This is a genomic window from Streptomyces triticagri, from assembly GCF_003429565.1.
GTDB lineage: Bacteria > Actinomycetota > Actinomycetes > Streptomycetales > Streptomycetaceae > Streptomyces > Streptomyces triticagri.
This window is the reverse complement of record NZ_QUAK01000015.1, coordinates 1-25,773: the sequence shown is the minus strand read 5'-3', so window position 1 is coordinate 25,773 and position 25,773 is coordinate 1. Positions and strand designations below refer to the sequence as shown.

General features: G+C 70.7%; 21 protein-coding genes. 12 read left to right on the top strand and 9 right to left on the bottom strand.

Translation table 11 applies throughout. The features are described from left to right. Positions 1 to 10: 10 nt before the first annotated feature. The 3 genes from DY218_RS02610 to DY218_RS02600 form a co-directional block, all read right to left on the bottom strand. Positions 11 to 280, bottom strand: coding sequence for a DUF6191 domain-containing protein (locus tag DY218_RS02610; protein WP_128554235.1), 270 nt, complete (start codon positions 278 to 280; stop codon positions 11 to 13). 171 nt (positions 281 to 451) lie between these two features. Beyond that, positions 452 to 1,657, bottom strand: coding sequence for a PQQ-dependent sugar dehydrogenase (locus tag DY218_RS02605; RefSeq protein ID WP_128554234.1), 1,206 nt, complete (start codon positions 1,655 to 1,657; stop codon positions 452 to 454). A 96-nt stretch (positions 1,658 to 1,753) separates the two neighbouring features. Further along, the gene (locus DY218_RS02600; protein WP_128554233.1) at positions 1,754 to 2,752 is read right to left on the bottom strand and encodes an aldo/keto reductase; all 999 of its coding nucleotides are present in this window, start codon (positions 2,750 to 2,752) and stop codon (positions 1,754 to 1,756) included. A 129-nt stretch (positions 2,753 to 2,881) separates the two neighbouring features. Here DY218_RS02600 and DY218_RS02595 point away from each other — a divergent pair, with 129 nt between their 5' ends. The 6 genes from DY218_RS02595 (at position 2,882) to serA (ending at position 12,664) form a co-directional block, all read left to right on the top strand. Next, entirely contained in the window at positions 2,882 to 3,820 is a 939-nt protein-coding gene (locus tag DY218_RS02595) for a 2-hydroxyacid dehydrogenase (protein ID WP_128554232.1), read from the top strand. A gap of 228 nt (positions 3,821 to 4,048) precedes the next feature. Then, positions 4,049 to 6,976 carry a putative bifunctional diguanylate cyclase/phosphodiesterase gene (locus DY218_RS02590; protein ID WP_128554231.1) on the top strand — a complete coding sequence of 976 codons (2,928 nt, stop codon included), beginning with the start codon at positions 4,049 to 4,051 and terminating at the stop codon, positions 6,974 to 6,976. 204 nt (positions 6,977 to 7,180) lie between these two features. Further along, entirely contained in the window at positions 7,181 to 9,079 is a 1,899-nt protein-coding gene (locus DY218_RS02585) for an acetolactate synthase large subunit (protein WP_128554230.1), read from the top strand. Positions 9,080 to 9,102: 23 nt separating this feature from the next. Continuing rightward, positions 9,103 to 9,627 carry an acetolactate synthase small subunit gene (ilvN, locus tag DY218_RS02580; RefSeq protein WP_128554229.1) on the top strand — a complete coding sequence of 175 codons (525 nt, stop codon included), beginning with the start codon at positions 9,103 to 9,105 and terminating at the stop codon, positions 9,625 to 9,627. 150 nt (positions 9,628 to 9,777) lie between these two features. Further along, on the top strand, positions 9,778 to 10,776 hold the full coding sequence (ilvC, locus tag DY218_RS02575) for a ketol-acid reductoisomerase (RefSeq protein WP_128554228.1): 999 nt from the start codon (positions 9,778 to 9,780) through the stop codon (positions 10,774 to 10,776). A gap of 265 nt (positions 10,777 to 11,041) precedes the next feature. Next, entirely contained in the window at positions 11,042 to 12,664 is a 1,623-nt protein-coding gene (serA, locus tag DY218_RS02570) for a phosphoglycerate dehydrogenase (RefSeq protein WP_128554227.1), read from the top strand. Between the two features lie 119 nt (positions 12,665 to 12,783). Here serA and DY218_RS02565 read toward each other — a convergent pair whose 3' ends face one another. Continuing rightward, on the bottom strand, positions 12,784 to 14,373 hold the full coding sequence (locus tag DY218_RS02565; RefSeq protein ID WP_128554226.1) for an MFS transporter: 1,590 nt from the start codon (positions 14,371 to 14,373) through the stop codon (positions 12,784 to 12,786). Positions 14,374 to 14,469: 96 nt separating this feature from the next. On the opposite strand from DY218_RS02565, the gene DY218_RS02560 reads away from it, so the two are divergent. Beyond that, entirely contained in the window at positions 14,470 to 15,063 is a 594-nt protein-coding gene (locus tag DY218_RS02560; RefSeq protein ID WP_128554225.1) for a TetR/AcrR family transcriptional regulator, read from the top strand. A gap of 28 nt (positions 15,064 to 15,091) precedes the next feature. Here the strand turns inward: DY218_RS02560 and DY218_RS02555 are convergent, their stop codons facing one another. Continuing rightward, positions 15,092 to 16,246, bottom strand: a complete 1,155-nt coding sequence (locus DY218_RS02555; RefSeq protein WP_233521320.1) for an extracellular solute-binding protein — start codon at positions 16,244 to 16,246, stop codon at positions 15,092 to 15,094. Positions 16,247 to 16,496: 250 nt separating this feature from the next. Between DY218_RS02555 and DY218_RS02550 the strand changes: the two genes are divergently transcribed. Together DY218_RS02550 and DY218_RS02545 are read left to right on the top strand one after the other, a co-directional pair. Further along, a complete protein-coding gene (locus DY218_RS02550; protein ID WP_233521319.1) occupies positions 16,497 to 17,147 on the top strand; it encodes a TetR/AcrR family transcriptional regulator in 651 nt (216 codons plus the stop codon). Continuing rightward, the gene (locus DY218_RS02545) at positions 17,144 to 17,908 is read left to right on the top strand and encodes a glucose 1-dehydrogenase (protein ID WP_128554222.1); all 765 of its coding nucleotides are present in this window, start codon (positions 17,144 to 17,146) and stop codon (positions 17,906 to 17,908) included. The genes DY218_RS02550 and DY218_RS02545 overlap by 4 nt, the downstream gene beginning before the upstream one ends. A 72-nt stretch (positions 17,909 to 17,980) precedes the next feature. Here the strand turns inward: DY218_RS02545 and DY218_RS02540 are convergent, their stop codons facing one another. After that, positions 17,981 to 19,168 carry a PucR family transcriptional regulator gene (locus DY218_RS02540; RefSeq protein ID WP_128554221.1) on the bottom strand — a complete coding sequence of 396 codons (1,188 nt, stop codon included), beginning with the start codon at positions 19,166 to 19,168 and terminating at the stop codon, positions 17,981 to 17,983. A 138-nt stretch (positions 19,169 to 19,306) separates the two neighbouring features. Here DY218_RS02540 and DY218_RS02535 point away from each other — a divergent pair, with 138 nt between their 5' ends. After that, positions 19,307 to 20,233: a proline dehydrogenase family protein gene (locus DY218_RS02535; RefSeq protein WP_128554220.1), complete on the top strand. Its 927-nt coding sequence runs from the start codon at positions 19,307 to 19,309 to the stop codon at positions 20,231 to 20,233. 68 nt (positions 20,234 to 20,301) lie between these two features. After that, the gene (gene pruA, locus DY218_RS02530; protein ID WP_128554219.1) at positions 20,302 to 21,933 is read left to right on the top strand and encodes an L-glutamate gamma-semialdehyde dehydrogenase; all 1,632 of its coding nucleotides are present in this window, start codon (positions 20,302 to 20,304) and stop codon (positions 21,931 to 21,933) included. Positions 21,934 to 22,020: 87 nt separating this feature from the next. Here the strand turns inward: pruA and DY218_RS02525 are convergent, their stop codons facing one another. Continuing rightward, the gene (locus tag DY218_RS02525; RefSeq protein ID WP_128554218.1) at positions 22,021 to 23,190 is read right to left on the bottom strand and encodes an SGNH/GDSL hydrolase family protein; all 1,170 of its coding nucleotides are present in this window, start codon (positions 23,188 to 23,190) and stop codon (positions 22,021 to 22,023) included. A gap of 72 nt (positions 23,191 to 23,262) precedes the next feature. Next, positions 23,263 to 23,832, bottom strand: a complete 570-nt coding sequence (locus DY218_RS02520) for a TetR/AcrR family transcriptional regulator (protein WP_128554300.1) — start codon at positions 23,830 to 23,832, stop codon at positions 23,263 to 23,265. 331 nt (positions 23,833 to 24,163) lie between these two features. On the opposite strand from DY218_RS02520, the gene DY218_RS35560 reads away from it, so the two are divergent. Then, the gene (locus DY218_RS35560) at positions 24,164 to 24,298 is read left to right on the top strand and encodes a hypothetical protein (RefSeq protein WP_267899356.1); all 135 of its coding nucleotides are present in this window, start codon (positions 24,164 to 24,166) and stop codon (positions 24,296 to 24,298) included. Positions 24,299 to 24,323: 25 nt separating this feature from the next. Here DY218_RS35560 and DY218_RS02515 read toward each other — a convergent pair. After that, positions 24,324 to 25,773 (bottom strand): purple acid phosphatase family protein (locus DY218_RS02515; RefSeq protein WP_147336116.1); only part of this gene is annotated, 1,450 nt, incomplete at its 5' end.

Sequence of the window (25,773 nt, the reverse complement as noted above, 5' to 3'; positions counted from 1 at the left end):
CCGCGGACCGTCAGGGACGGTGGTCCCGGGATTTCGCCTGCGGGTCGTCGCCCCCAGAGGTGCCGTCGTCCCTGGAAACGCTGCCGCCCCCGGAGGCGCCGTCGTCCTCGGCCGGTGACTGGGCCGGTACGCGCACGACCACCTGCCCCGACGTCAGGTCTATGGGGCCCTTGCCCGGATCGCCGTCGTTCAGATCGACCCGCGTCAGTTCCAGACGCTTGCGTTCCTCATCGGTGTGCTTGCGCCCCGGCGCGAAGAGCTCCTCGATCAGGTTGAACATCTCCGTCCCCCTCGGTCTCTCGTGCCACTGCACCTCAGGCCCCGTGCCACCGCACCCGAGGGGTTCCGTCGAATTCAGCGTAACCCCGGCGTACCGGACAGCGGTGCCCGTAGCTCCCGACAGGCGTCCGACCTGCTGCTTCGTCTACCGCTTCAGCTGCACCGACCTCTGCTACTCCACCTGCACCTCCAGAATCCGGTCGTCCCCCTTCTCCGGCGTACCGCGCGAATCGGTCTCATTGGTCACCACCCAGAGTCTGTCCGTACCCGCGGACTCGACGGTGCGCAGCCGGCCGTACTTGCCCTCGAGGAAGGCCTCGGGGTCGGCGACGGGCTTGGTGCCGTCCAGCGGGATCCGCCAGAGCCGCTCGCCCCGCAGACCCGCCATCCACACCGAGCCCTTCGCCCAGGCGATCCCGCTGGGCGAGGCATCGGACGTCTTCCACTGGGCGACCGGGTCGACATAGCTCTTGTCGTCACCCTTGCCCTCGACCTCGGGCCAGCCGTAGTTCTTGCCCGGCCCGATCGCATTGAGCTCGTCCCAGGTGTCCTGGCCGAACTCGGCGGCCCAGAGCCGCTGCTTCTTGTCCCAGGCCAGCCCCTGCACATTGCGGTGGCCGTACGAATGGACCACCGAGTCCGCCTCCGGATTGCCCTCGGCCGGCTCGCCCTCCGGAGTCATCCGCAGAATCTTCCCGCCGAGCGACTTCTTGTCCTGGGCCTGGCCGGTGTCGCCGGTCTCTCCCGTGCCCGCGTACAGCATCTTGTCGGGGCCGAAGGCGATGCGGCCGCCGTTGTGCACATAGCCCTTCGGGATGCCCTTGAAGACCGTGTCAGGGGCGCCCAGTTGCCCGCCGTTGGGCTTCTTCTCGTCGTAGAGCATGCGGACGATGCGGTTGTCCGATTCCGTGGTGAAGTACGCGTACACCAGATGGTCGGAGCCGAAGGTGGGGGAGAGGGCGAGGCCCATCAGACCGCCCTCGCCGTCGGACGCGACTCCGGGCACGCTGCCGAGCAGGGTCTTCTTGCCCGTGTCCTCGTCGATACGGGTGATCGTCGCCTCGTCGCGAGAGGAGACGAGAAGGTCGCCGCCCGGCAGCGGGGCCAGGCCCCAGGGCGACTTCAGGCCCGTGGTCACGGTGCGGACGACCTTCGCCGAACCCTTCGCCGGAGGCGCTTCGGGATCGGGCGAGGCACGGCCGCCGGAGCCGCTCGGGCTCGACGCCGCGCCTGTGGCGCCGGACGGGGTGCCGGACGGCTCGTCGTCGCCGTCGCCCGAGCAGGCGGTGAGCAGGAGTGCGGCAGTGATCAACACGGCCGGCAGAGCTGGACGTCGCACGGCACAATCCCTTCGGCGGCTGCATCTTCCATTGTTCATACACCGCTGCCGCCCGACAGGTTCCCGATCACCGACGACCAAACCCGGATCCCCCGAGCGAGGCGTCCACCGCCTCGCTCCGGTTCCTTCCTCCCTTCAGTCCCACGACCCCTGCGCCCCCGGCAGCCCCGCGATCTCCGCCAAGTCCTCGGGAGTCAGGCGGAGTTCGGCCGCCGCCGCGTTCTCCCGCGCCCACCGCTCCCGCTTCGTGCCCGGCACCGGCACCACATGCGGGCCGCGGGACAGCGCCCAGGCGAGTGCCACCTGGGCCTCGGACACCCCGGGCCCATGGCGCTGCGCGATCCGGCGCAGGCCCACCACGATCGGCTGGTTGGCGGCCATCATCTCCGCGGTGAACCGGGGATGGCGGGCCCGTACGTCGTCCGGTTCGAAGCCCTGACCCGGCTTGAGCGTGCCGGTGAGGAAACCATTCCCCAGCGGCATGGCCGCCAGGAAGCCCACCCCGCGCGCCTCGCACCACGGCAGCAGGGCGTCCAGCGCCTCGGGCGACCACACGGACAGCTCCGCCTGCACCGCGCTCACCGGGAACACCTGCTGCACCCGCCGCAGTTGGCGGATCGTCCCGTCGTGCAGGCGCGCTCCGGTGCGCCGCCCGGAGCGGGCGCCGACCGCGCAGAGACCGAGCGCACGCACCTTGCCCGCAGCGACGAGCTCGGCCATCGCGCCCCAGGTCTCCTCGACGGGCACCTCCGGATCGGCCCGGTGCAGCTGGTAGAGATCGATGACGTCCGTACCGAGGCGGCGCAGCGAGGCGTCGCAGGCGCGCTTCACGTACCCCGGGCGGCCGTTGGCCACGATGTGCTGCTCGCCGACGAGCAGGCCGCACTTGGTGGACACGAAGGCATCGCCCCGCCGCTCCTTGAGGATCCGGCCGACCAGCAGCTCATTGGTGAACGGGCCGTACATGTCGGCGGTGTCGAGCAGACTCGCTCCCGCGTCGAGTGCTGCGTGCACCGCCCGCAGGGACTCCTCGCCGCGCTGCTGAGATCCGGTGTACGCCCAGCTCATCGGCATGCACCCGAGGCCGACCGCACCCACCTCGAGCGCCGCCGCCCCGATCGTCCTGCGCTCCACCGGCCCGTGCCCTCCCTGTAGTGATGCGCCCCCAAACTAACCCCTGGCACCGACAGCCGTGTGCCCGCCCGCGAGGCTCCGAGCCGGGCGCCGTGACCTGCTTCGCGGCCACCCCTTAGCCTCCTGACCATGACCGCAGACGTATGGCTCCCCATCGCCGCCAAGGACATCGACGGACTCCCTCAGGGACTCGACTACCACTTCTGGGACGGCGGTCCCGACTACCCCGCAGACCCGGCGGAGTGTGCCTTCTATGTGGTCCCCTACATGAAGGGCGCCGAGGTCTCGGTGCGGCCGCTGTCCGCGATGACATCGGTACGGGTGGTGCAGACGCTGTCCGCCGGAATCGACCATGTGCAGCCGGGCATCGGCTCGTTGCCGACGGGGGCGAAGCTCTGCAACGCGCGCGGGGTGCACGAGGCCTCCACCGCGGAGCTGACGCTCGCCCTGGTCCTCGCCGCACTGCGGGGCATCCCCGGTTTCGTGCGCGGACAGGACGCCGAGGACTGGCGCTCCGGCTTCTATCCCGCACTCGCCGACAAGTCCGTACTGATCGTGGGCTACGGCTCGATCGGCGCGGCCATCGAGGACCGGCTCGCGCCCTTCGAATGCGCGCGGGTGGCGCGCGTCGCACGCTCTGCCCGCACCACGGAGCGCGGTGATGTGCACCCGCTCTCCGAGCTGCCGGCCCTGCTGCCGGAAGCCGACGTCGTGATCCTCTCGACGCCGCTCACCCCCGCGACCAGAGGCCTGGTGGACGCGGAGTTCCTGGCCGGCATGAAGGACGGCGCCCTGCTGGTGAACGTCGCACGCGGCGGCGTCGTCGACACCGATGCCCTGCTCGCCGAACTGAAGAGCGGACGCCTGAATGCCGCCCTGGACGTCACCGACCCCGAACCGCTGCCCGCCGGGCACCCGTTGTGGCATGCTCCGAACCTCCTCATCAGCCCGCACGTCGGCGGCAGCACCTCGGCATTCCTGCCCCGCGCCAAGCGGCTGCTCGCCCGTCAACTGACGCGGTACGCGGCCGGGGAACCGGTGGAGAACGTCGTCCTGACGACCGAGTAGCGGCCGCCTGCCGCCCACCCGGACGAGCGGAATCCGGCGTTCGGGCACGCTCCGCGGCCGTCCGGATGCTCCCGGTATCCGCATCGTCCCTGGTCGTCACGGAGAGTAGAGAGACTATGTCCCTGAGTGACCAAACTGGTGTATCGTCCCGACAGGGGTTGCGCCGCGCGCAGTTCGGCGCCGTGGACACACAGAATGGCGAGGGGGGCGACGGGCGATGCACGGCCGATGGACAGACGATCCGACGCGGAAGAGCCGACGAAGGCGCTCCTCCCGCCGCACTCCCGCCGACGGACGCGGGCCCAGGGAGGCCTGCTCAGTACGGAAACGGGCGGAGCGGTGACCTCCCCGGGGATTCTGCTTGCCGGTGGCCGCGCGGTCGGCCGCGGGTGGACCGGCTACGTTCCCCAACTGCTTCTGGCGCTGATCTGCGCCGGGTACGCGACCGGTGCGGCGCTCGGCTGGGGATCCGCCCGACTGGCCCTGTTCATGGGCGACTTCGGACTCAGCGCGGCCGCCGGCCTGGCCGCGGTCTCCTGCTATCTCTACAGCCGCACCCGCCGCTGCCGCTTTCGACCCGCCTGGCTCCTGTTCGCCCTCTCCTCGGCCATGGCCTCTCTGGGGAACGCGGTCTGGGGATGGTACGAGGTGGTCCTCGGCCGCCCCGTACCCAGTCCGAGCCTCGCCGACCTGTTCTTCCTCTGCTTCGCGCCGCCCGCCATCATCGGCCTGCTCGTCCTCGCCAAACGCCCCGTGACCAGGGCGGGTTGGGTCTGTCTCGGGCTCGACAGCTGGCTGATCGGCGGCTCACTCCTGACGATCTCCTGGAGCCTCGCGCTCGCGCACACCGCCGAGTTCGACGACCGCAGCGTCCCGCACGCCGCCCTCTCGCTCGCCTATCCGATGCTCGACATCGTTCTCGTCAGCATGGTGCTCGCACTGCACTTCCGGCGCTCATCGGCGCACCGCTCCGCGATCAACACGGCCATCGCCGCACTGGCGTTGACCGTCCTCTGCGACGCCCTGTTCACCTCGCCGCTGCTGCGCCAGACGTACCACTCGGGCCAGATCCTGGACGCCGGCTGGTTCGCCGGCTCCCTGCTCCTGGCGTACGCCCCCTGGGTCGCGTCCCGAGCGGGCCGGCAGGACGGCGACCGGGTGCGCACCGACCGGCCGAGCGCACGGCCGAGCCGCCAGATCGGCGGTTCGCTCGCCGCCCTCACCCCGTATCTGGCCGCCGCGGTCTGCACGTTGGGCATGCTGTACAACGCTGTCAACGACCGCCGAGTGGACCGCGTCGTCCTCTTCACGGCCTGCACGGTGGTCCTCGCCCTGGTGGTCCGGCAGGCCATCATGCTCCTGGACAACATCACGCTCACCCAGGAACTGGCCCATAAGGAGAACCACTTCCGCTCCCTGGTCCAGGGCTCGAGCGACGTCATCATGATCGCCGCACCCAACGGCATTCTGCGGTACGTCAGTCCGGCCGCCGCGGGCGTGTGGGGTCGGGATGCGGAAGACCTGGTCGGCTCCGAACTGGCCACCCTGATCCACCCCGAGGACCTGGGGCGCTTCGCGCACGAGATCCGCCGCTTCCTCACGGCCAGCCCGGTGATCGAGCCGACGACCAGGATCGAGTGCCGCTTCAGATCGGGCGACGGCGACTGGCTGAACGTGGAATCGACGGTCAACCGCCACCACGGCGGCCTCATCCTCAACAGCCGGGACGTCACCGAACGGGTCCGCCTGCAGGCCCAGTTGCAGCACAACGCGGAGCACGACCCACTGACCGACCTGCCCAACCGCGCCCTGTTCACCCGCCGGGTCACCCAGGCACTCGGCGGCCGCCGCAGCACCGACCGGGGCACCGCCGTGCTCTTCATCGACCTGGACGGATTCAAGGCGGTCAACGACACGATCGGCCACCTCGCGGGCGACGAACTCCTCACCCACGCCGCCCGCCGCCTCGCCGATTCCGTACGCTCCGGGGACACCGCGGCCCGCCTCGGCGGGGACGAGTTCGCCGCCCTCATCGTCGGCGACGGCGGCCGCGACCGGGCCGCCCGCGAGCGCCACATACTGGAGCTGGCCGACCGGCTGCGCCAGACCCTCTCGCTGCCGTACCGCATCGAGGGCGAGGACGTACGGGTGGCCGCCTCGATCGGCGTCGCCTTCGCCGACCCCGGCCTCACCGCCGGCGAGCTCCTGAGGAACGCGGACCTGGCGATGTACCGGGCGAAGGCCGCGGGCAAGGGCCGCGTCGTGCTCTACGCACCGCAGATGCAGGCCGAGGTGGTCCGCAGGGCCAAGCTGGCCACCCGGCTGCGCTCGGCGCTGGACGACGGCGAGTTCGCGCTGCTCCACCAGCCCGTGGTGTCCCTGTCCACCGGACGGATCACGGCCGTCGCCGCGCAGGCGCGCTGGCGCTCCGCCCAGGGCCTGCTCTTCACCCCGGCCGAGTTCCTGCGGGTCTCCGACGACAGCGACCGCACCCAGGAGCTCGGCCGCTGGATGCTCGAAGAGGCGGTGGCGCAGGCCGCCGAGCGGGCGGCCACCGGTCATGCCGTACCGGTGTCGGTGCGTATGACGGCCCGTCAACTACTGGACCGCTCCGCACCACCCGGCTCCATAGAGGCGCTCCTGACCCGGCACGGCCTGCCGTCCGGCGCGCTCCTCGTCGAGCTGGCCGACCACGACCCGGGCGTGCCGCTCGACGACCTGGAGCGCCGCCTGGCCGCACTGCGCCGCCTCGGCGTCCAGATCGCCCTGGGCGGCGTGGGGAACGGCCATGCGGCGATCACCGCACTGCACCGGCTGCCCGTCGACGTGCTCAAGCTGGACCGGCCCCTGGTGGAGGGCCTGGTGGAATCGGCCCGGCTGCACAAGATCACCCATGGGCTGCTCAGGATCGCCAAGGACCTCGGCGTGCGCTCGGTCGCGGACGGCATCGACCGACCCGAGCAGGTGCTCGCCCTCCGGGCGATGGGATGCACCCACGGCCAGGGCATGGCGTTCTCCGGCCCGCTGGACGAGTACCGGCTGCGCCGGGCGCTCGCCGTCGGCTCCTGCCCGATGCCTCTCGACCCCACCGGCCAGGTGTTCATCGGCCGGCAAGCCAGTCGCTCACATAATGAGACGGCTGTCCCACCCACTTGACAGTTCTCACTGGCCGGAGGGAAGGTCTGTGCCATGCGCACCCGAATTCTCGTACTTGGAAAGCGCGTCGGCTGAAGCTGAGCCCACTGAACGCTCAGCGACCGCACCGGCGCGCTCCCCTCGCTTGCCTCAGGGCACGAGGGGTTTTTTGTTGCACTGGCACCTCACATACCCTCGCAAAACCCCCTTAGCTTCGAGAAGAGAATGCCGATGACCGAGCAGGCCACCGGGGCCCACCATCCGCAGCCGCGGCCCCGTAACCAAGGACCGCAGTCCGCCCCCGTCAAGGAGTTGACGGGCGCGCAGGCCCTCATCCGTTCTCTCGAGGAAGTCGGCGCCGAGACGGTATTCGGCATCCCCGGCGGCGCGATCATGCCGGCCTACGACCCGCTGATGGACTCCTCCAAGGTCCGCCACGTCCTGGTCCGGCACGAGCAGGGCGCCGGCCACGCGGCCACCGGGTACGCGCAGGCCACCGGCAAGGTCGGCGTCTGCATGGCCACCTCGGGCCCCGGCGCCACCAACCTCGTCACCCCGATCGCCGACGCGCACATGGACTCCGTGCCGCTCGTCGCGATCACCGGTCAGGTCGCCAGCAAGGCCATCGGCACGGACGCCTTCCAGGAGGCGGACATCGTCGGCATCACCATGCCGATCACCAAGCACAACTTCCTGGTCACCAAGGCCGAGGACATCCCGCGGACGATCTCGGAGGCCTTCCACATCGCCTCCACCGGCCGCCCGGGCCCGGTCCTCGTCGACATCGCCAAGGACGCGCTGCAGAACCGCGCGCCGTTCCAGTGGCCGCCCGTCCACGACCTGCCCGGCTACCGCCCGGTGACCAAGCCGCACGCCAAGCAGATCCGCGAGGCCGCCAAGCTGATCACCCAGGCCAAGCGGCCGGTCCTCTACGTCGGCGGCGGAGTCCTCAAGGCCGGCGCCACCGCCGAGCTGAAGGTCCTCGCCGAACTCACCCGGGCGCCCGTCACCACCACCCTGATGGCACTGGGCGCATTCCCCGACAGCCACCCGCTGCACGTGGGAATGCCGGGCATGCACGGTGCGGTCACCGCCGTCACCGCGCTGCAGAAGGCCGACCTGATCGTCGCCCTCGGAGCCCGTTTCGACGACCGCGTCACCGGCAAGCTGGACAGCTTCGCCCCGTACGCCAAGGTCGTGCACGCCGACATCGACCCCGCCGAGATCGGCAAGAACCGCGCCGCGGACGTGCCGATCGTCGGGGACGCCCGCGAGGTCATCGCCGACCTGGTGCAGGTCATCCAGGCCGAGCACAGCGAGGGGAACGCCGGTGAGGCCGCCGCAGGCGGATACGCCGCCTGGTGGGACGATCTGACCCGCTGGCGCGACACCTACCCGCTCAGCTACGACCTGCCCGCGGACGGCAGCCTCTCCCCGCAGCAGGTCATCGAGCGGATCGGCCGACTCGCCCCCGAGGGCACGATCTTCGCCGCCGGTGTCGGCCAGCACCAGATGTGGGCCGCGCACTTCATCGAGTACGACAAGCCCGCCACCTGGCTGAACTCGGGCGGCGCCGGGACGATGGGCTACGCGGTCCCCGCCGCGATGGGCGCCAAGGCGGGCCGCCCCGACGCCCCGGTCTGGGCGATCGACGGCGACGGCTGCTTCCAGATGACCAACCAGGAACTGACCACCTGCGCGCTCAACAACATCCCGATCAAGGTCGCCGTCATCAACAACGGCGTGCTCGGCATGGTCCGCCAGTGGCAGAACCTGTTCTTCGACGGCCGCTACTCCAACACCGTGCTGCACGGCGAGGACACCGGAGCGGTCCCCGGCTCGCAGGTCGGCGCCAGCCAGGTCGCCAGCAAGGGCACCCGGGTCCCGGACTTCGTGAAGCTGTCCGAGGCCATGGGCTGTGTCGCGATGCGCTGCGAGGACCCCGCCGAGCTGGACGCGGTCATCGCCAAGGCCAACGAGATCAACGACCGGCCCGTGGTCATCGACTTCATCGTCCACGAGGACGCCCAGGTCTGGCCGATGGTCGCCGCCGGCACCTCCAACGACGAGGTCATGGCAGCCAGGGGCGTCCGCCCCGACTTCGGCGACAACGCAGACGACTGAGAGCGAAAGAGAGACCGATCGACATGTCCAAGCACACGCTCTCCGTTCTCGTCGAGAACACCCCCGGCATCCTCGCAAGGATCGCCGCCCTCTTCTCCCGCCGCGGCTTCAACATCGACTCGCTCGCCGTCGGCGTCACCGAGCACCCCGACATCTCCCGCATCACCATCGTCGTGAATGTCGAGGACCTCCCGCTCGAACAGGTCACCAAGCAGCTCAACAAGCTGGTCAACGTCCTGAAGATCGTGGAACTGGAGGACAGCGGCGCCGTCCACCGGGAACTCGTTCTGGTGAAGGTGCGCGCCGACAACGAGACGCGCTCCCAGATCGTCGAGATCGTCCAGCTCTTCCGCGCCAAGACGGTCGACGTCTCACCCGAGGCCGTCACCATCGAGGCCACCGGATCGAGCGACAAGCTCGAGGCGATGCTCAAGATGCTGGAACCCTTCGGCATCAAGGAGCTCGTCCAGTCCGGCACGATCGCCATAGGCCGTGGTGCCCGGTCCATCACGGACCGCTCGCTGCGCGCCCTCGACCGTAGTGCCTGACAGCGCTGACAGCGCCTGACAAGGCCTGAACAGGACCGTCAGACCGCGGCCGGCCGCGGGCGACCGCCCGCATCCCGAGACCGAACAACCCCCCATGCCGGGCCCGCCGTACGGTGGGACCCACGCATCGCTACACCAAGGAGAAGCCCAGTGGCCGAGCTGTTCTACGACGACGACGCCGACCTGTCCATCATCCAGGGCCGCAAGGTCGCGGTCATCGGCTACGGCAGCCAGGGCCACGCCCACGCGCTGTCGCTGCGCGACTCGGGCGTCGACGTCCGCGTCGGCCTGCCCGAGGGCTCCAAGTCCAAGGCCAAGGCCGAGGAGCAGGGCCTGCGCGTCGTCACCCCGTCCGAGGCCGCTGCCGAGGCCGACGTCATCATGCTGCTCGTGCCGGACCCGATCCAGGCGAAGGTCTACGAGGAGTCCATCAAGGACAACCTGAAGGACGGCGACGCGCTGTTCTTCGGCCACGGCCTCAACATCCGGTACGGCTTCATCAAGCCGCCGTCCAACGTGGACGTCGCCATGGTCGCCCCGAAGGGCCCGGGCCACCTGGTCCGCCGTCAGTACGAGGAGGGTCGCGGCGTGCCGTGCATCGCGGCCGTCGAGCAGGACGCCAGTGGGAACGGCTTCGCGCTCGCCCTGTCGTACGCCAAGGGCATCGGCGGCACGCGGGCGGGCGTCATCAAGACGACCTTCACCGAGGAGACCGAGACCGACCTGTTCGGCGAGCAGGCCGTGCTCTGCGGCGGTACCGCCGCACTGGTCAAGGCGGGCTTCGAGACGCTGACCGAGGCGGGTTACCAGCCGGAGATCGCGTACTTCGAGTGCCTCCACGAGCTGAAGCTGATCGTGGACCTCATGTACGAGGGCGGCCTGGAGAAGATGCGCTGGTCGATCTCCGAGACCGCCGAGTGGGGCGACTACGTCACGGGTCCGCGGATCATCACGGACCAGACCAAGGCCGAGATGAAGAAGGTCCTCGCCGAGATCCAGGACGGTACGTTCGCCAAGAACTGGATGGACGAGTACCACGGTGGTCTGAAGAAGTACAACGAGTACAAGTCGCAGGACGAGAGCAGCCTGCTCGAGACCACGGGCAAGGAGCTGCGCAAGCTGATGTCCTGGGTCGACGACGAGGCGTAGTCGGTACGCCGGTCCGGGGCGGGGTCCTTCGGGGCTCCGCCCCTGGACCCGTTTCGGGGCTCCGCCCCGGACCCCGCTCCTCAAACGCCGGAGGGGCTGGATTTGAGCAAGGAAGCCTCGGAAGGGTGATCCCTTCAGTGCGGCATCGACGTGCCGCCCCGCACCACTACACTGCTGAACACAAACGCGTCAGGCCCACAGCGTCGTGCGTCTTCCACGCGGCTAGCCACCTCCACCGCCTGCGGCCCACGGGACGGCCGTCTGCATGGGACTTGTGAGGACTCACGTGAGCACTGCCAACGACAAACCTGTCGTACTCATCGCTGAAGAGCTGTCGCCCGCGACTGTCGATGCACTCGGACCGGACTTCGAGATCCGGCAGTGCAACGGCGCGGACCGCGCCGAGCTGCTGCCCGCCATCGAGGACGTGGACGCGATCCTCGTGCGCTCCGCCACCAAGGTGGACGCCGAGGCGATCGGCGCCGCGAAGAAGCTGAAGGTCGTGGCCCGCGCGGGCGTCGGTCTGGACAACGTCGACGTCTCCGCCGCCACCAAGGCCGGCGTCATGGTGGTGAACGCCCCGACGTCCAACATCGTCACCGCCGCCGAGCTGGCCTGCGGCCTCCTCGTCGCCACCGCGCGCAACATCCCGCAGGCCAACACCGCCCTGAAGAACGGCGAGTGGAAGCGCTCGAAGTACACCGGTGTCGAGCTCGCCGAGAAGACGCTCGGTGTCGTCGGCCTCGGCCGCATCGGCGTACTGGTCGCCCAGCGGATGTCCGGCTTCGGCATGAAGGTCGTCGCCTACGACCCGTACGTACAGCCCGCGCGGGCCGCGCAGATGGGCGTGAAGCTCCTCACCCTCGACGAGCTGCTCGAGGTCTCCGACTTCATCACCGTGCACCTGCCCAAGACCCCCGAGACCCTCGGTCTCATCGGTGACGAGGCGCTGCACAAGGTCAAGCCGTCGGTCCGTATCGTCAACGCCGCGCGCGGCGGCATCGTCGACGAGGAGGCGCTCGCCTCCGCACTCAAGGAGGGCCGCGTCGCCGGCGCCGGCCTCGATGTGTACGCGTCGGAGCCCTGCACGGACTCCCCGCTCTTCCAGTTCGACCAGGTCGTCGCCACCCCGCATCTCGGTGCCTCGACCGGTGAGGCGCAGGAGAAGGCGGGCATCTCGGTCGCCAAGTCCGTGCGTCTGGCGCTCGCCGGCGAGCTCGTCCCGGACGCGGTGAACGTCCAGGGCGGAGTCATCGCCGAGGACGTGCGCCCGGGTCTGCCGCTCGCCGAGAAGCTCGGCCGGATCTTCACCTCGCTCGCGGGCGAGGTCGCGGTCCGCCTGGACGTGGAGGTCTGCGGCGAGATCACCCAGCACGATGTGAAGGTGCTCGAACTGAGCGCGCTCAAGGGCGTGTTCGAGGACGTGGTGGACGAGACCGTCAGCTACGTGAATGCTCCGCTGTTCGCCCAGGAGCGCGGCGTCGAGGTCCGCCTCACCACCAGCTCCGAGTCGCCCGACCACCGGAACGTGGTGACGGTCCGCGGCACGCTCTCCGGCGGGGAGAACGTCTCGGTGTCCGGCACGCTCGCCGGCCCCAAGCACCTGCAGAAGATCGTCTCGATCGGCGAGTACGACATCGATCTGTCGCTCGCCGACCACATGGCCGTACTGCGCTACTCGGACCGTCCCGGTGTCGTCGGCACCGTCGGCCGGGTCCTCGGGGAGGCCGGTCTGAACATCGCCGGCATGCAGGTCGCCCGCGCCGAGGAGGGCGGCGAGGCACTCGCGGTGCTCACCGTCGACGGCACCGTCCCGCAGGCCGTCCTGAACGAGCTGGCGGAGGAGATCGGCGCGACGTCGGCCCGTTCGGTGAATCTGGCGGACTGAACCGGGGCCCGTTGCGCGGGCGCCGCACGACAGGGACGAGGGTCCGGTCACCACGGGGTGGTGGCCGGACCCTCGTCGTACGCGTGCGGCAGAACGGCTGCAGAAGGCGCAGGCGGGGATCAGCGTTCGGCGGCGGCGGTGAGCGCGGGCTCCGAAGTGCCGCTGTCTGCAGGGGAGTCGGGCACCGGGCCGTCGGGAGACGAGGTGTCGCGCAGCGCGGTCAGCGCCACGGCCGCCGCGGCGAGCAGCAGCACCGTGCCCACAAGCGCCGCCATGTGCATCCCGTCGGTGAAGGCGGTACGGGCCGCGGTGGCCAGGGCGTCGCCCGCCCGCTCGGGCAGCGCATGCGCGGTGGCGATCGCCCCGCCGAGGGTCTCGCGGGCGGCGTCCGGCGCACCGTCCGGCATGCCATGGCGGTAGACGGCGGATCCCACGGCGCCGAGCACCGCCATCCCGAGTGCCCCGCCGAACTCCTGGCCCGTCTCGAGCAGCGAGGAGGCCGAGCCGGCCCGGTCCACCGGAGCCGCGCCGAGTGCCAGATCGGTGAGCTGCGACATCACGGTCACGATGCCCGCGGCCAGTACGCCCGCGCCGGCCAGGGCGGTCCACAGGGAGTCGGTGCCGGTGGCCGCGAGCAGTCCGAAGCCGCCGGCCGCGACGACGAAGCCGCCGGCCACCACGTGTCGTCGGTTTGCGCCACGGGCGACGAGCACCGTCGCGGTCGGTGCCGCGAATCCGACCAGTACGGACGGCAGCAGCGACCACAGGGCGGCCTCCAACGGGCCCTTGCCGAGCACCGATTGCAGATACTGCGTGGTGAACAGGGCCGAGCCCATCATGCCGAAGGCCGCCATCAGATTGAGCGCCACCGCCGGTCCGAAGCCCCGCCCGCGGAACAGCGCGGGGTCGACCAGCGGAGCGGCGACCGTGCGCTGACGGTGCACGAACAGGACGGTGAACAGGCCGCCGACGGCGAGCCAGACCCCGTACTCGAGGTGCATCCCCGCGGACGCCGTCTCCTTGAGGCCATAGACGAGCGGCAGCACGGCGGCCATCGAGAGCGGCACGCTCAGCAGGTCGAAGCGGCTCCGCTCGGCGGACCTGGACTCCGGGATCAGGGCCAGCGCGAGGACCAGGAGCAGCACCATCGCGGGCAGGTTGACCAGAAAGACCGAGCCCCACCAGAAGTGCTCCACCAGGACCCCGCTGAGCACCGAGCCGAGGGCCACGCCGCCCGCCATCACGGCCGACCAGATACCGATGGCCTTCGCGCGCTGGCCGGCGTCGCGGAACATGGTGCGCACCAGGGCCATTGTCGAGGGCATCAGCGTCGCGCCGCCGATGCCGAGCAACGCGCGTGCGGCGATGAGGAGTTCGGCACTCGGTGCGTACGCCGCCGCGAGCGAGGCGGTGCCGAAGGCGGTCGCGCCGACGAGCAGCAGCCGGCGCCTGCCGATGCGGTCGCCGATCGCGCCCATGGTCATCAGGAGACCGGCGAGCACGAATCCGTAGATGTCGAAGATCCAGAGTTGCTGGGTGCCGCTGGGGTCGAGGTCGGCGCTGATCGAGGGGATCGCGAAGTAGAGGACCGACACGTCCATCGAGACCAGGAGCAGCGGCAGCATCAGGACGACCAGGGCGGTCCACTCCTTGCGGCCGGCGCGCTGGGCGTCGGCGGCCGGGGCGGGGGCGTGCTTCGAGTTCGTCATGCCATTCAATGTACGACCGTCTTATACGTGCGTATAGGGCGGCTGTGTAAAACGTTGGTATAGGACGGTTGTATGGAGCGCGCCTATGCTGTCCGGATGGGACACCGTGAGGATCTGCTCGAAGGCGCGAAGCGCTGTCTGCTGGACAAGGGGTTCGTGCGTACGACGGCCCGCGACATCGTCAAGGAGTCCGGGACCAACCTCGCCTCGATCGGCTATCACTACGGCTCGAAGGACAAGCTCCTGGCCGAGGCCTATATCGCGCTGGTGGAGGCGGTCGGCGATCAGTGGGGCGCGGATCTGTTCGCCGGACGCGGCGAGGCGCCCGTACGCAGCGTGGAGCGCTTCCACGAGGTGTGGGCGCGGATCGTCGACTCGTTCCCCGAGGCACGGCCGATCTGGATGCTGAGCTTCGAGTCCGTGCTGTACGGCGACCGGATCCCCGAGGTCCGGAAGATCCTGGTGGCCGCGCAGCGGCAGGGGCGGGCCGGACTCGTCCCGATGTTCACGGGAGACATCGAGGACGAGACGGACGACGCCATCGTCGAATCGGAGGGCAGGCTCTACGCCACGCTGCTCAACGGCCTGATGCTCCAGTGGCTCCTCGACCCGGACGAGGCCACCGACGCCGAGCAGCTCACCGCCGGGCTGCGCCGCGTGATCGAGGGCGCGACCGGGTCCCCGGCGTAAGGCCCGTCCGGCGGATCTTCGCGGGCTGCTACGGCCTCGCGCCCGACTCCGCCTGGCTCGCGGTGGACTGGAGCCGGCTCAGGACGGCGGCCGGATCGCCGTCGCGGCGCACTGCGGCGCCGATGTTCTCGCGCACCGCACTGCGGACCGCGGGCCAGGAGTGCAGGGCGCTCGGCTGGAAGCGGGCCCGCGGCAGCTGCTCGATGAACGCACCGAGCCGGTTGCCGCCGCCGGCGGTCGCCGCCTGCGCTCCGGAGACGGTCACCGGCAGGGCGGCCGCCTGTCCGGCGCCGTAACCGGCCGTCGACTCCTTGCCGTAGACGAAGCCGAGGAAGTCGCCGCAGGCCTTGCGGCGGTCGTTCCGGCGGAACGCGAGGAGCCAGTCGTTGATCCCCATCGGAGGTGCCGCGCCCGGCCGCCGGCCGGGGAACGCCGCGTGCCCGTACGGGAGTTCGGCCCCGTCCGCCGCGTCCATCAGGACCGGGTGGGCGAGCATCATGCCGATCCGTCCGCCGAGGAACTGCTCGTAGGCCGAGGTGCGGGTGAGTCTGGCCGGGTCCCCGGCGAGGCCGTCGGCGACCAGGTTGTCCCGCAGCCAGCCGAGGACCGCCGCGTTCTCCCTGGTGTCGAAGGAGTAGCCGCCGGAGGTGGTGTAGTTGCCGTCGCCCGCGAGCAGCCAGGCGAAGAGCTCGTCCTCGGCGGCCTCGGGGCCGAACTGCAGCCCGTACGGCGTGGGCACCCCTGCGGTCCGCAACGCCTGTGCGGCTGTGCGCAGTTCGGCCCACGATCGGGGCGGCGCAGCGATGCCCGCCTTCTTGAACAGGGCCTTGTTGTAGAAGAGGCGCGGGGTGCTCGCCATCAGCGGAATGCCGTACTGGATCAGATCGACCTCGCCCGCCTTGACGAGGGAGGGCGTGAAGTCGGCCTCGGTGGCGACGTCGAAGAGGTCCGATGCGGCGTACAGGAGCCCTTGCTCGGCGAAGCGGGAGAAGACGTTGGACTGGGCGATGTCGGGCGCCCTGCCCGCGGCGACCCGGCGGGCGAGGGTGGCGTCCAGTTTCTCGAACGGCACCCGCTCGACGGCGACCTGCACGTCCGGGTGCTTCTTCTCGAAGGCCTCGGCGACGTCGTCCCACTGCTCGCCGATGGAGGCGCCGACGCTCTCGTCGTAGCTGGCCACCATCACCTGCAGCGGTGTTCTGGACGAGCTCCCGCCGCAGCCGGTCAGGCCGAGGGCCGCTCCCGACGCGAGAGAAGCCGTCCGGAGGAGGAAACGCCGTCGCTGCACTTGCTGGTGCCGTCCCATCGATCGTCCGATTCGCCCGCGGCGGTCGTACGCCGGAGCCTCGAGCCAGGTGCCCGGATCACGGGTGCGCCGGGCGCCCCGCATCCGTCGGTGGCAGATTCTGCCACATAGGCATATCATGCAGATCATGCCCGGGAGCTCACTGAACGAGCGGCGCAAGGCCGCCACGCGCAGGGACATCGCCCACACCGCGGCCGCGCTCTTCGTCGAGCGCGGACTGCGGGCCACACGCGCCGAGGACATCGCCCGCGCGGCCGGCGTCGCGCCGCGCACCTTCTACCGGTACTTCGCGACCAAGGAGGAGTCGGTCGCCCCGGTCTTCGAGGAGGGCACCCGGCGCTGGGTGGACGCCGTGCGCGCGGCGCCGGCCGAACTCCCCGTGCCCGACGCCCTGATCGGCGCGGCCTCGGGCGCGCTCGACCCGGCTGCGGACAGCGGCACCGACGGCCCGGCGAACGCCGAGTCCCTGGAGTGGGTGCGGTCCCTGCTGCGGATGGCCGAGGACGCGCCGGCCCTGCGCTCGGTGTGGAACGACGCGTGCTTCGCCGCTGAGACGGCGCTCGTCGAGGTGCTCGCCGAGCGCGTCGGAGCCCACCCGGCGAGCCTCCCGGCAGCCGGCGGCCCCCGCCTCGGCGCGGCCCTGGCCAGTACGGCCCTCCGGGTCGCGGTCGAGAGCTGGGCCGCCACCGACGAACCGGCCGACGGGCCGCAGGGCCCGGGAGCCCTCGCGGTCCGCTGTATCGAATCCCTCCGTGACTTTCCTTGGAGCACCTCATGAACGACCTCTCGACCAAGACGGTGCTCATCACCGGCGGCGCCCGCGGCATCGGCGCGGAAGTGGCCCGCAAGGCCGTCGCAGCCGGCGCCCGGGTGGTCGTCGCCGACCTCCTCGAGGACGAGGGCAAGGCACTGGTCGCGGAGCTCGGCGACCGGGCCCGCTTCGTACGCCTGGACGTGACCGACGAGGAGGCCTGGCAGCGGGCCGCGGACTTCACCGTCGCCGAGTTCGGGCGGATCGACGGCCTTGTCAACAACGCGGGCATCTCCACCGGCATGCCCCTGGAGACCGAGACCGTCGAGCACTTCCGCCAGGTCCTCGACATCAACCTCACCGGCGTCTTCATCGGCATGCGCACGGTGATCCCCGGCATGAAGGAGAACGGCGGCGGCTCGATCGTCAACATCTCATCGGCCGCCGGCCTGATGGGCCTCGCGCTGACCTCGTCGTACGGCGCATCGAAGTGGGGCGTGCGCGGGCTCACCAAGATCGGTGCGGTGGAGCTCGGCACCGCGCGGATCCGGGTCAACTCGGTCCACCCCGGCATGACATACACCCCGATGACCGCGCAGGTGGGCATCGAGCAGGGCGAGGGCAACTACCCCAACACCCCGATGGGCCGGGTCGGCGAGGCCTCGGAGATCGCCGACGCCGTGGCGTATCTGCTCTCCGACGCCGCCTCGTACGTCACGGGCGCCGAGCTGGCCGTGGACGGCGGCTGGACCACGGGTCCGACCGTGAAGTACGTGATGGGCCAGTAGCGTCCGCTCCGTACTTCAGCCTCCGCTCCGTACTTCAGCCTCCGCTCCGTACTTCAGCGTCCGCTCCGTACTTCAGAGCCGTGCCGCCTTCAGGGCCATGTGCAGCAGGAGGCGGTCCTCGCCGTCGTCGAGGTCGAGGCCGGTGAGCTGCTCGACGCGGGACAGGCGGTAGTACAGGGTCTGCCGGTGCACGCCGAGGGCCGCCGCGGTGCGGCCCGCCTGGCCCGCGTGGTCGAGGAACACCTCGGCGCTGCGGGCCAGTTGGCGGTGGGCCGGCGCGAGCAGGGTGGCGAGCGCCGGATCGTGCGTCGCCGTCACGGGCAGCGCGGTGAGCAGCCGGTACGGGCCGATGGCCGACCACCGGGCGTCCGGGCCGAAGCGGGCGTCCGCCAGGGCCGCCCGGGCCGCCGAGGTCGCCTCGTGCCAGGCCGCGCCCAGTTCAGCCAGGTCGCTGCGCGGTTCCCCGAAGCCCGCCGCGATCCGGGGCGCGGCTCCGCCGGATGTACTGCCGCCGGCGAGCACGCGGTCGCGCAGCTTGCCGACCGCACCTTCCGCCGGCGTCAGCACGTCCGACGAGCGCAGCCGGACCAGCAGGGCCAGACATTGTCCGGTCGGCCCCCACGGCACGGTGCACAGTGCGGTGACCGCCGGAAATGCCCGGGCGCCCGGGGCCTCGTCCGGGTCAGCGGAGGGCCACGGGGCGACGCAGGCCACCACGTGCAGGCCGTCGGCGCGCGGGCCGAGTGCGGTGCGCAGCGCGGCCACCGCCATGTCGCGCTGCCAGCCCCGCTCGGCGGTGAGCACCGCATGGAACTCGCGGGTCAGATCGGCACCGGCCTGTGCCTCGTCGGCGAGCTGCGCGCCGATCCGGGAGGCCACCGCCATCGCCGCGTGCAGCTGGGCGTCCGTCGGGCCCGGATCGTCGTCGAGCAGCCAGACGTACCCGAGCACGATGCCCCGATTGCGTACGGGCAGACAGATCCGGCCGCGGTAGACGCCGGCCTCCGGGGTGGGCGGGATGCGCACCGGAGCCGTGGCGCGGGCGATGCCGAAGCCCTCGAACCAGGAGCGGACCGCCGCGGACGACTTGCGGGTCAGGATCGAGCGGGTGCGCACGGGGTCCATCTCGGAGTCGTCGTCGCTGTCGTGCGCGCCGAACGCGATCAGTCCGAAGTCACGGTTCTCCAGTGTGGCCGGAGCGCCGAGCAGCGCGGAGATCTCGTCGACGAGTTCCTGGTAGTCGCCCTTCACACCGGCCATTCTCCGGCATCGGGCGGCGGCTCTCATACATATGTCTGAGATCCGGGCCACGGATGCGTGACAGCTGTCGATGGCTGAGGATCGGAGCGATCCTTAGATTTCACGGTGCCGTCAGAACCCCGTTCCGTGGAGGTGCCCGTGTTGGGACCCGTGATTCTTGCCGCGTCCCGCAGCGACCGCATGCGGCGCTTCGTCTCCGCCGCGCCCGGCACCAAGCAGGTCGTCAACCGCTTCATCGCCGGTGAGACCGTCGACCAGGTCGTCGCGGTCGTCGAGGACGCCGCGGCCAAGGGGCTCGAAGTCACCCTGGACGTGGTCGGCGAGGACATCACGACCCCCGAGCAGGCCGCCGCGGCCCGCGACGCGTACCTGGAACTGATCGAGCACCTCAAGGGACTCGGCCTCGGCCCGAAGGCCGAGATGTCCGTGAAGCTGTCGATGTTCGGTCAAGCCCTTGACGGCGGTCACGAGCTCGCGCTGGCCAACGTCCGTCCCGTCGTCGAGGCGGCCGCCGAGATCGGCACCACGGTCACCCTCGACGCCGAGGACCACACCACCCTCGACTCGATGTTCGCCATCCACGACGAGCTGCGGAAGGACTTCCCGCAGACGGGCTGCGTCATCCAGTCGTACCTCTTCCGCACCGAGCGGGACGCGATCCGCCTGGCCGCGAACGGCAGCCGGGTCCGCCTGGTCAAGGGCGCCTACAACGAGCCCGACACCGTCGCCTTCCAGAACAAGGCGGAGATCGACAAGGCGTACGTCCGCGTCCTGCGCATCCTGATGGAGGGCAGTGGGTACCCGATGGTCGGGTCCCACGACCCGCGGCTCATCTCGATCGGCCAGGAGCTGGCCCGTCGCGCCGGGCGCAAACTGGACGAGTACGAGTTCCAGATGCTGTACGGCATCCGCAGCGAGGAGCACGTCCGCCTGGCCGCCGAGGGCCACCGGATGCGTGTCTACACCGCGTACGGCACGGACTGGTACGGATATTTCATGCGCCGCCTCGCGGAGAAGCCGGCCAACCTGCTGTTCTTCCTCCGCTCGACGATCACCAAGGGCTGACCGCCCGGACGATCCCACCCGACCCCGAGTACCCGCCAACCCCGCCCCGTACAAGGAGTACAGAGCTCATGGACGCTGTGACCCAGGTCCCCACGCCGGTCAACGAGCCGGTCCACTCCTACGCCCCCGGTTCCGCCGAGCGCGCCCGCCTGGAGGCCAAGCTCAAGGAGCTGGCGCAGAACCCGATCGACCTGCCGATGACGATCGGCGGCGTCAAGCGAATGGGCGGCGGCGAGCGCTTCGACGTCGTCCAGCCGCACAACCACAAGGCCGTCATCGGCACCTACGGCAACGCCACCCAGGCCGATGCCCAGGAAGCCGTCGACGCCGCACTCGCCGCGGCCCCCGCCTGGCGCGCGATGTCCTTCGACGACCGCGCCGCGATCATCCTGCGCGCCGCCGAACTGCTCTCCGGCCCCTGGCGCGAGACCCTCGCCGCCTCCACCATGCTCGGTCAGGGCAAGACCGCCCAGCAGGCGGAGATCGACACCCCCTGCGAGCTGATCGACTTCTGGCGCTTCAATGTGAAGTACGCCCGCGACCTGCTCGCCGAGCAGCCCCCGGCCAACTCGCCGGGCGTCTGGAACCGCCTCGACCACCGTCCGCTCGAGGGCTTCGTCTACGCGATCACGCCGTTCAACTTCACCGCGATCGCGGGCAATCTGCCGACCGCGCCCGCCCTGATGGGCAATGTCGTGGTGTGGAAGCCGTCCCCGACGCAGACCCACGCCGCGGTCCTGCTCATGCAGCTCCTGGAGGAGGCCGGCCTCCCCAAGGGCGTCATCAACCTGGTCACCGGAGACGGCCTGGCCGTCTCCGAGGTCGCGCTCGAGCACCCGGAGCTCGCGGGCATCCACTTCACCGGCTCGACCAAGACCTTCCAGCACCTGTGGAAGACGGTCGGCAACAACATCGAGAAGTACCGCTCGTACCCGCGCATCGTCGGCGAGACCGGCGGCAAGGACTTCGTCGTCGCGCACCCCTCGGCCGACCCGGCGGTGCTCAAGACCGCGATGACCCGTGGTTCCTTCGAGTTCCAGGGCCAGAAGTGTTCGGCGTCCTCGCGTGCGTACGTACCGCGTTCGCTCTGGGAGGGCGGGCTGCGCGACGAGTTCGCGGCCGAGGTCGACGGCATCGCCATGGGCGACGTCACCGACCTGGACAACTTCATGGGCGCCGTGATCGACGACCGTGCCTTCGCCAAGAACAAGGCCGCGATCGACCGTGCGGCCGCCGACCCGACCTGCCGGATCATCGCGGGCGGTACGTACGACGACTCCGTCGGCTACTTCGTGCGCCCCACCGTCATCGAGTGCTCCGACCCGGAGAACGAGGTCTTCACGACCGAGTACTTCGGCCCGATCCTCGCGGTGCACGTCTACGAGGACGACGCGTACGACACGATGCTGGCGCAGATGGAGTCGGTGGCGGCGTACGCGCTGACCGGCTCGATCATCGCCGGTGACCGTGCGGCCGCGGCCGACGCGATGGACAAGCTCCGCTACGCGGCGGGCAACTTCTACATCAACGACAAGTCGACCGGCGCCGTCGTCGGCCAGCAGCCCTTCGGCGGCGGCCGCGCCTCCGGCACCTGCGACAAGGCCGGCGCCCCGCAGAACCTGCAGCGCTGGACGCTGACCCGCGCCGTCAAGGAGGCGCTGGTCCCGCCGACGGACTACCGCTACCCGCACATGGGCTGACCCCGCCCGGCCGGCACCGCCCGGCCCTCGATCCCCGCCCTCGTCCGGCCCCCACGCCGGACGAGGGCGGTGCTGTCTGCAGGGGAGTCAGGCGTGGAACGGGCCCTCGTCGGTGAAGCACAGCTTCGCGAAGCGCTCGCCGATGCGCCGGTGCGTGGCGGCGTCCGGGTGCAGCGCATCGGGCAGCGGCAGCTCCTCCGCGTCCGCCTCGCCGTACAGCTCGCGGCCGTCGAGGTAGTGCAGATACGGGTCGTCGGCGGACCGCTCGGCGGTGATCCGGGCGAGCTCCCTGCGGATCGTGTCGAGAGTGAGGCGGGAGGGGTCCGCCGGGTCGCCCATGGCCACGAACTTCAGCTGTCCGTCCGCCATGTTGCTGAAGTCCGGCGCCGCCGGGCCCGGGGTGTGCTCATGGATCGGACAGAAGACCGGCCCGACGACCAGCAAGGGAGTGGTCGGGTGGCCGTCCCGGATCGTGTCGAGGAATCCGTGCACGGCGGGGCCGAAGGCGCGCAGCCGCATCAGGTCGGCGTTCACCAGATTGATGCCGAGCTTGACGCTGATCAGGTCGGCGGGTGTGTCCCGCATCGCGCGTGCCGTGAACGGGTCGAGCAGCGCACCGCCGCCGAAGCCGAGACCGACCAGCTCCACGCCGCCGATCGAGGCGGCGAGGGCGGGCCAGGTGGTGGAGGGGCTCGCCGCGTCCGAGCCGTGCGAGATCGAACTGCCGTGATGCAGCCAGACCTTGGCGCCACGGTCCGGCGCCGGATGCACGGGTGCGTCGGTGCGCAGCGCGATCAGCTCGGTGGTCTCGTTGTGCGGGAGCCAGATCTCGACGTCCTTGTCGCCGTCGGGCAGAGCGGTGAAGCGCACGGTGCCGGGCGGGCCCGGCCGGGTCTCGGCGGTGCCCTTCGTCATGTCGATGCGCAGTACGTTGCCCCCGGCCACGGACGCCTGGCCGGCCGGGCGTCCGTCCACGAGCAGGTCGTAGAGACCGTCCGGGCGCGGCGGTGCGCCGACGTACTCCCGCTTGGTCGGCAGCGTGTCCAGCTCGATCGCGGTCGCCCGGGTGCGGAACGCCAGGCGTACGCCGGCGGGCTGGGACTCCGCCATCGCCAGCTGCGGGTCGGTGTTCTGCGCGCGGGCCCGTGCGGGCAGCCGGTGGGGGAGTACGCCGTGCTCGGTGCGCTCCAGGTCGAGGGCGCCGCGCAGCAGCTCCTCGGTGACGGGGGTGGTGGTCCAGTGGGTGTCGGTGGGCATGGGTCCGCCTGTTGATCAGAGAGTTCGGTGGGGGCGTACGGGTGTGGTCGGGGCGGCGCGTGCGGGGTCGGGTCAGGACGCCGGCCAGTTCCGCAGGAGCGCGTCCAGGGCGTCCAGGGAGCGGTCCCAGGACTCCTGCGAGTCCGGGGCGCTGTGGCCGAAGCCGCCGTTGCGCTCCAGGTCGACATAGCCGCGGAAGAGGCCGCCGAGGAGCCGGACCGCATGGGTCCGATCGGTCTCCGACAGGTCGTACCCCCGCAGGACGGCGCGGGTCAGCTGCGCGTGCCGGACGCCGGCGCTCGCGGCCGCGGTCTCGGGATCCAGCGGCAGCAGGGTGGCCGCCCAGCGCCCCGGATGCTCCAGGGCGTAGTCCCGGTAGGCGTTGGCGAAAGCGGTCAGGGCGTCCTTGCCGGCCCGCCCGGCCACGGCCGCGGAGACCCGGTCGGCCAGCTCCTCGAGGGCGAGCAGGGCGATCCGCGTCCTGAGGTCGCCCGAGCTCTTCAGATGCGAGTAGAGGCTGGCCACCCGGACGTCGAAGTGCCGGGCGAGGGCCGAGACGGTCACCTGCTCGAAGCCGAGCTCGTCGGCGAGATCGGCGCCCGCACGCGTCAGCCGCTCCGCGCTCAGTCCCACCCGCACCATGTCCGGCCCTCTCGCCGTCATCCCTGGATACCGCTTCTGCCGAAACCCAGTGTGCATTTGCCTAAAAGCTTTAGGCAAATCCGATGACGGTTAAGTCCCCGTCTCAGATAGTAGGAAGTCCGAGTAACTGTGGAGACAGGCAGGCCGAGCTGTCCTAGCTTTGTAGAAGCCGAACGTGCCGCTCGATCCAGCGACTGGCGGTCGTGAGCCGGTGCCCTGAGGCAGGCAACCCCTGCGGGCCCGCTCCCCGCCCCCTTCCGGCGCCTCGAAATCCCCCTTGCGGACCGCCGTGCTCCGTCCGGCCCGCGTGATCTCAAGGAGTCGATCCCCGATGTCTGTCGCGACGACCACTCCCCGCCGTGCCCGCCGCCACTCCGCCGCCGCCGAGGCCGAGCGCAAGAACGCCGCAGCGGCCCTCCAGCGCGCCCTCGACCGCCGGGACAACGGCGGTGCGACGGGCCACTGAGGCCCGCCGCACACATCCCCGCCCGCTATTTGCGCCGCCGCACCTCGAAGTGGTCGATGCGCTCGCCGTTCTCGGCGAGTGCGGAGACCGCGAGGCGAGCCCGGGTGCCCGCCTCGGCCTCCACAGCGAGGAACGAGTAGCCGGTGTACCGCACCCGTGACCACTCCACCTGCTCCGGGTCCTGGGCCTGCTCCTTCGTCCAGTGGTACGTCGGGACGGAATCGCGGTCGTGCACCGAGCCCTCGAAGCTGTCCTGCACGCCCTCCGGGAAGCTGTAGAGCCCCTTGCCGGCGCCGCCCGCGGTGACGTGGACGATGCCGTCGCGGGTCGGGTCGGTGCTCTCGCCGATGGGCACGGGCCTGCCGACCTCGCCGTCCCGGATCGCGTCGGTGCGCTCGTACACATGGTTGTGTCCGTTGATCACCAGATCGACCTGATGCTTCGTGAACAGCGGCAGCCAGGCGTCCCGGACACCGCCGTCGGAGGCGTGCGCGGACGTGGTGGAGTACATGCAGTGGTGGAAGAAGACCACGATGAAGTCCACGTGCCGGTCGCGCCGCAGCTCGCCGAGCCGCTCGTCCAGCCAGGCGGTCTGCTTCCCGTCCGAGTAGCCCTGGTTGGCGGGGATCTCGTACGAGACGTCGTTGGCGTCGAGGGCGACCACGCCGACATTGCCGTACGTGAAGGAGTAGACGCCGGGGGAGGACTTCGGGTCGAAGCCGTTGTCCGGCAGGGACCAGCGGGCCGACTGGCCGCCGTACCCGTTCGGCGAGTACCAGGCCTCCATGTCGTGATTGCCGGTCGTCACCATCCACGGGACCCGGGAGGCGACACTCTCGGTCTGCGCGAGGAACTGGTCCCACACCCGCGCGTCGTAGGTGTCCGACTCCTTGCCCGCCCCGCTGGAGTCCGCGTAGCAGATGTCTCCCGCGTGCAGATGGAACGACGGGTTCTGGCCCAGGATCAACTGGTCGTTGGCCAGCGCGTGGTAGCTCACGCCCTGGTCGCCGAAGGCGGTGAAGACGAACTTCTCCGGACGGGCGGGCGCCGTCCGGAAGGTGCCGAGCGTGCCGAGCCGCTCGGGCGAGGCCGGGTCGAAGCCGTCGTGCCCGACGCCGTAGTAGTACGTGGTGCCGGGCTTCAGGCCGTCGAGACCGACGTGCAGATACAGCTGGTCCACCGCCGGCAGCTTCTTCGAGAGCGAGGGCGTGTGCAGGGCGCGGACCTCGGCGTCGATGCGGCGGCTCAGGTCCCAGGGCTTCAGGCCGATCCGTACGTACGGACGCCGCACCGCGAAGGGCACCTGCCAGGAGATCCGCATCTGGGTCTTCGGGTCGGCGCCGAAGGCGAGATGGCGGCCGTACGGCGCCACGAGCGAGCCGTCGACCCCGACCCCTGCTGCGGCCGGTGCGGCGCCGGGACCCGCCGCGCCCGCGCTGTCCGCGCCGCCGATCAGCAGCCCTGCGCCGCCCGCG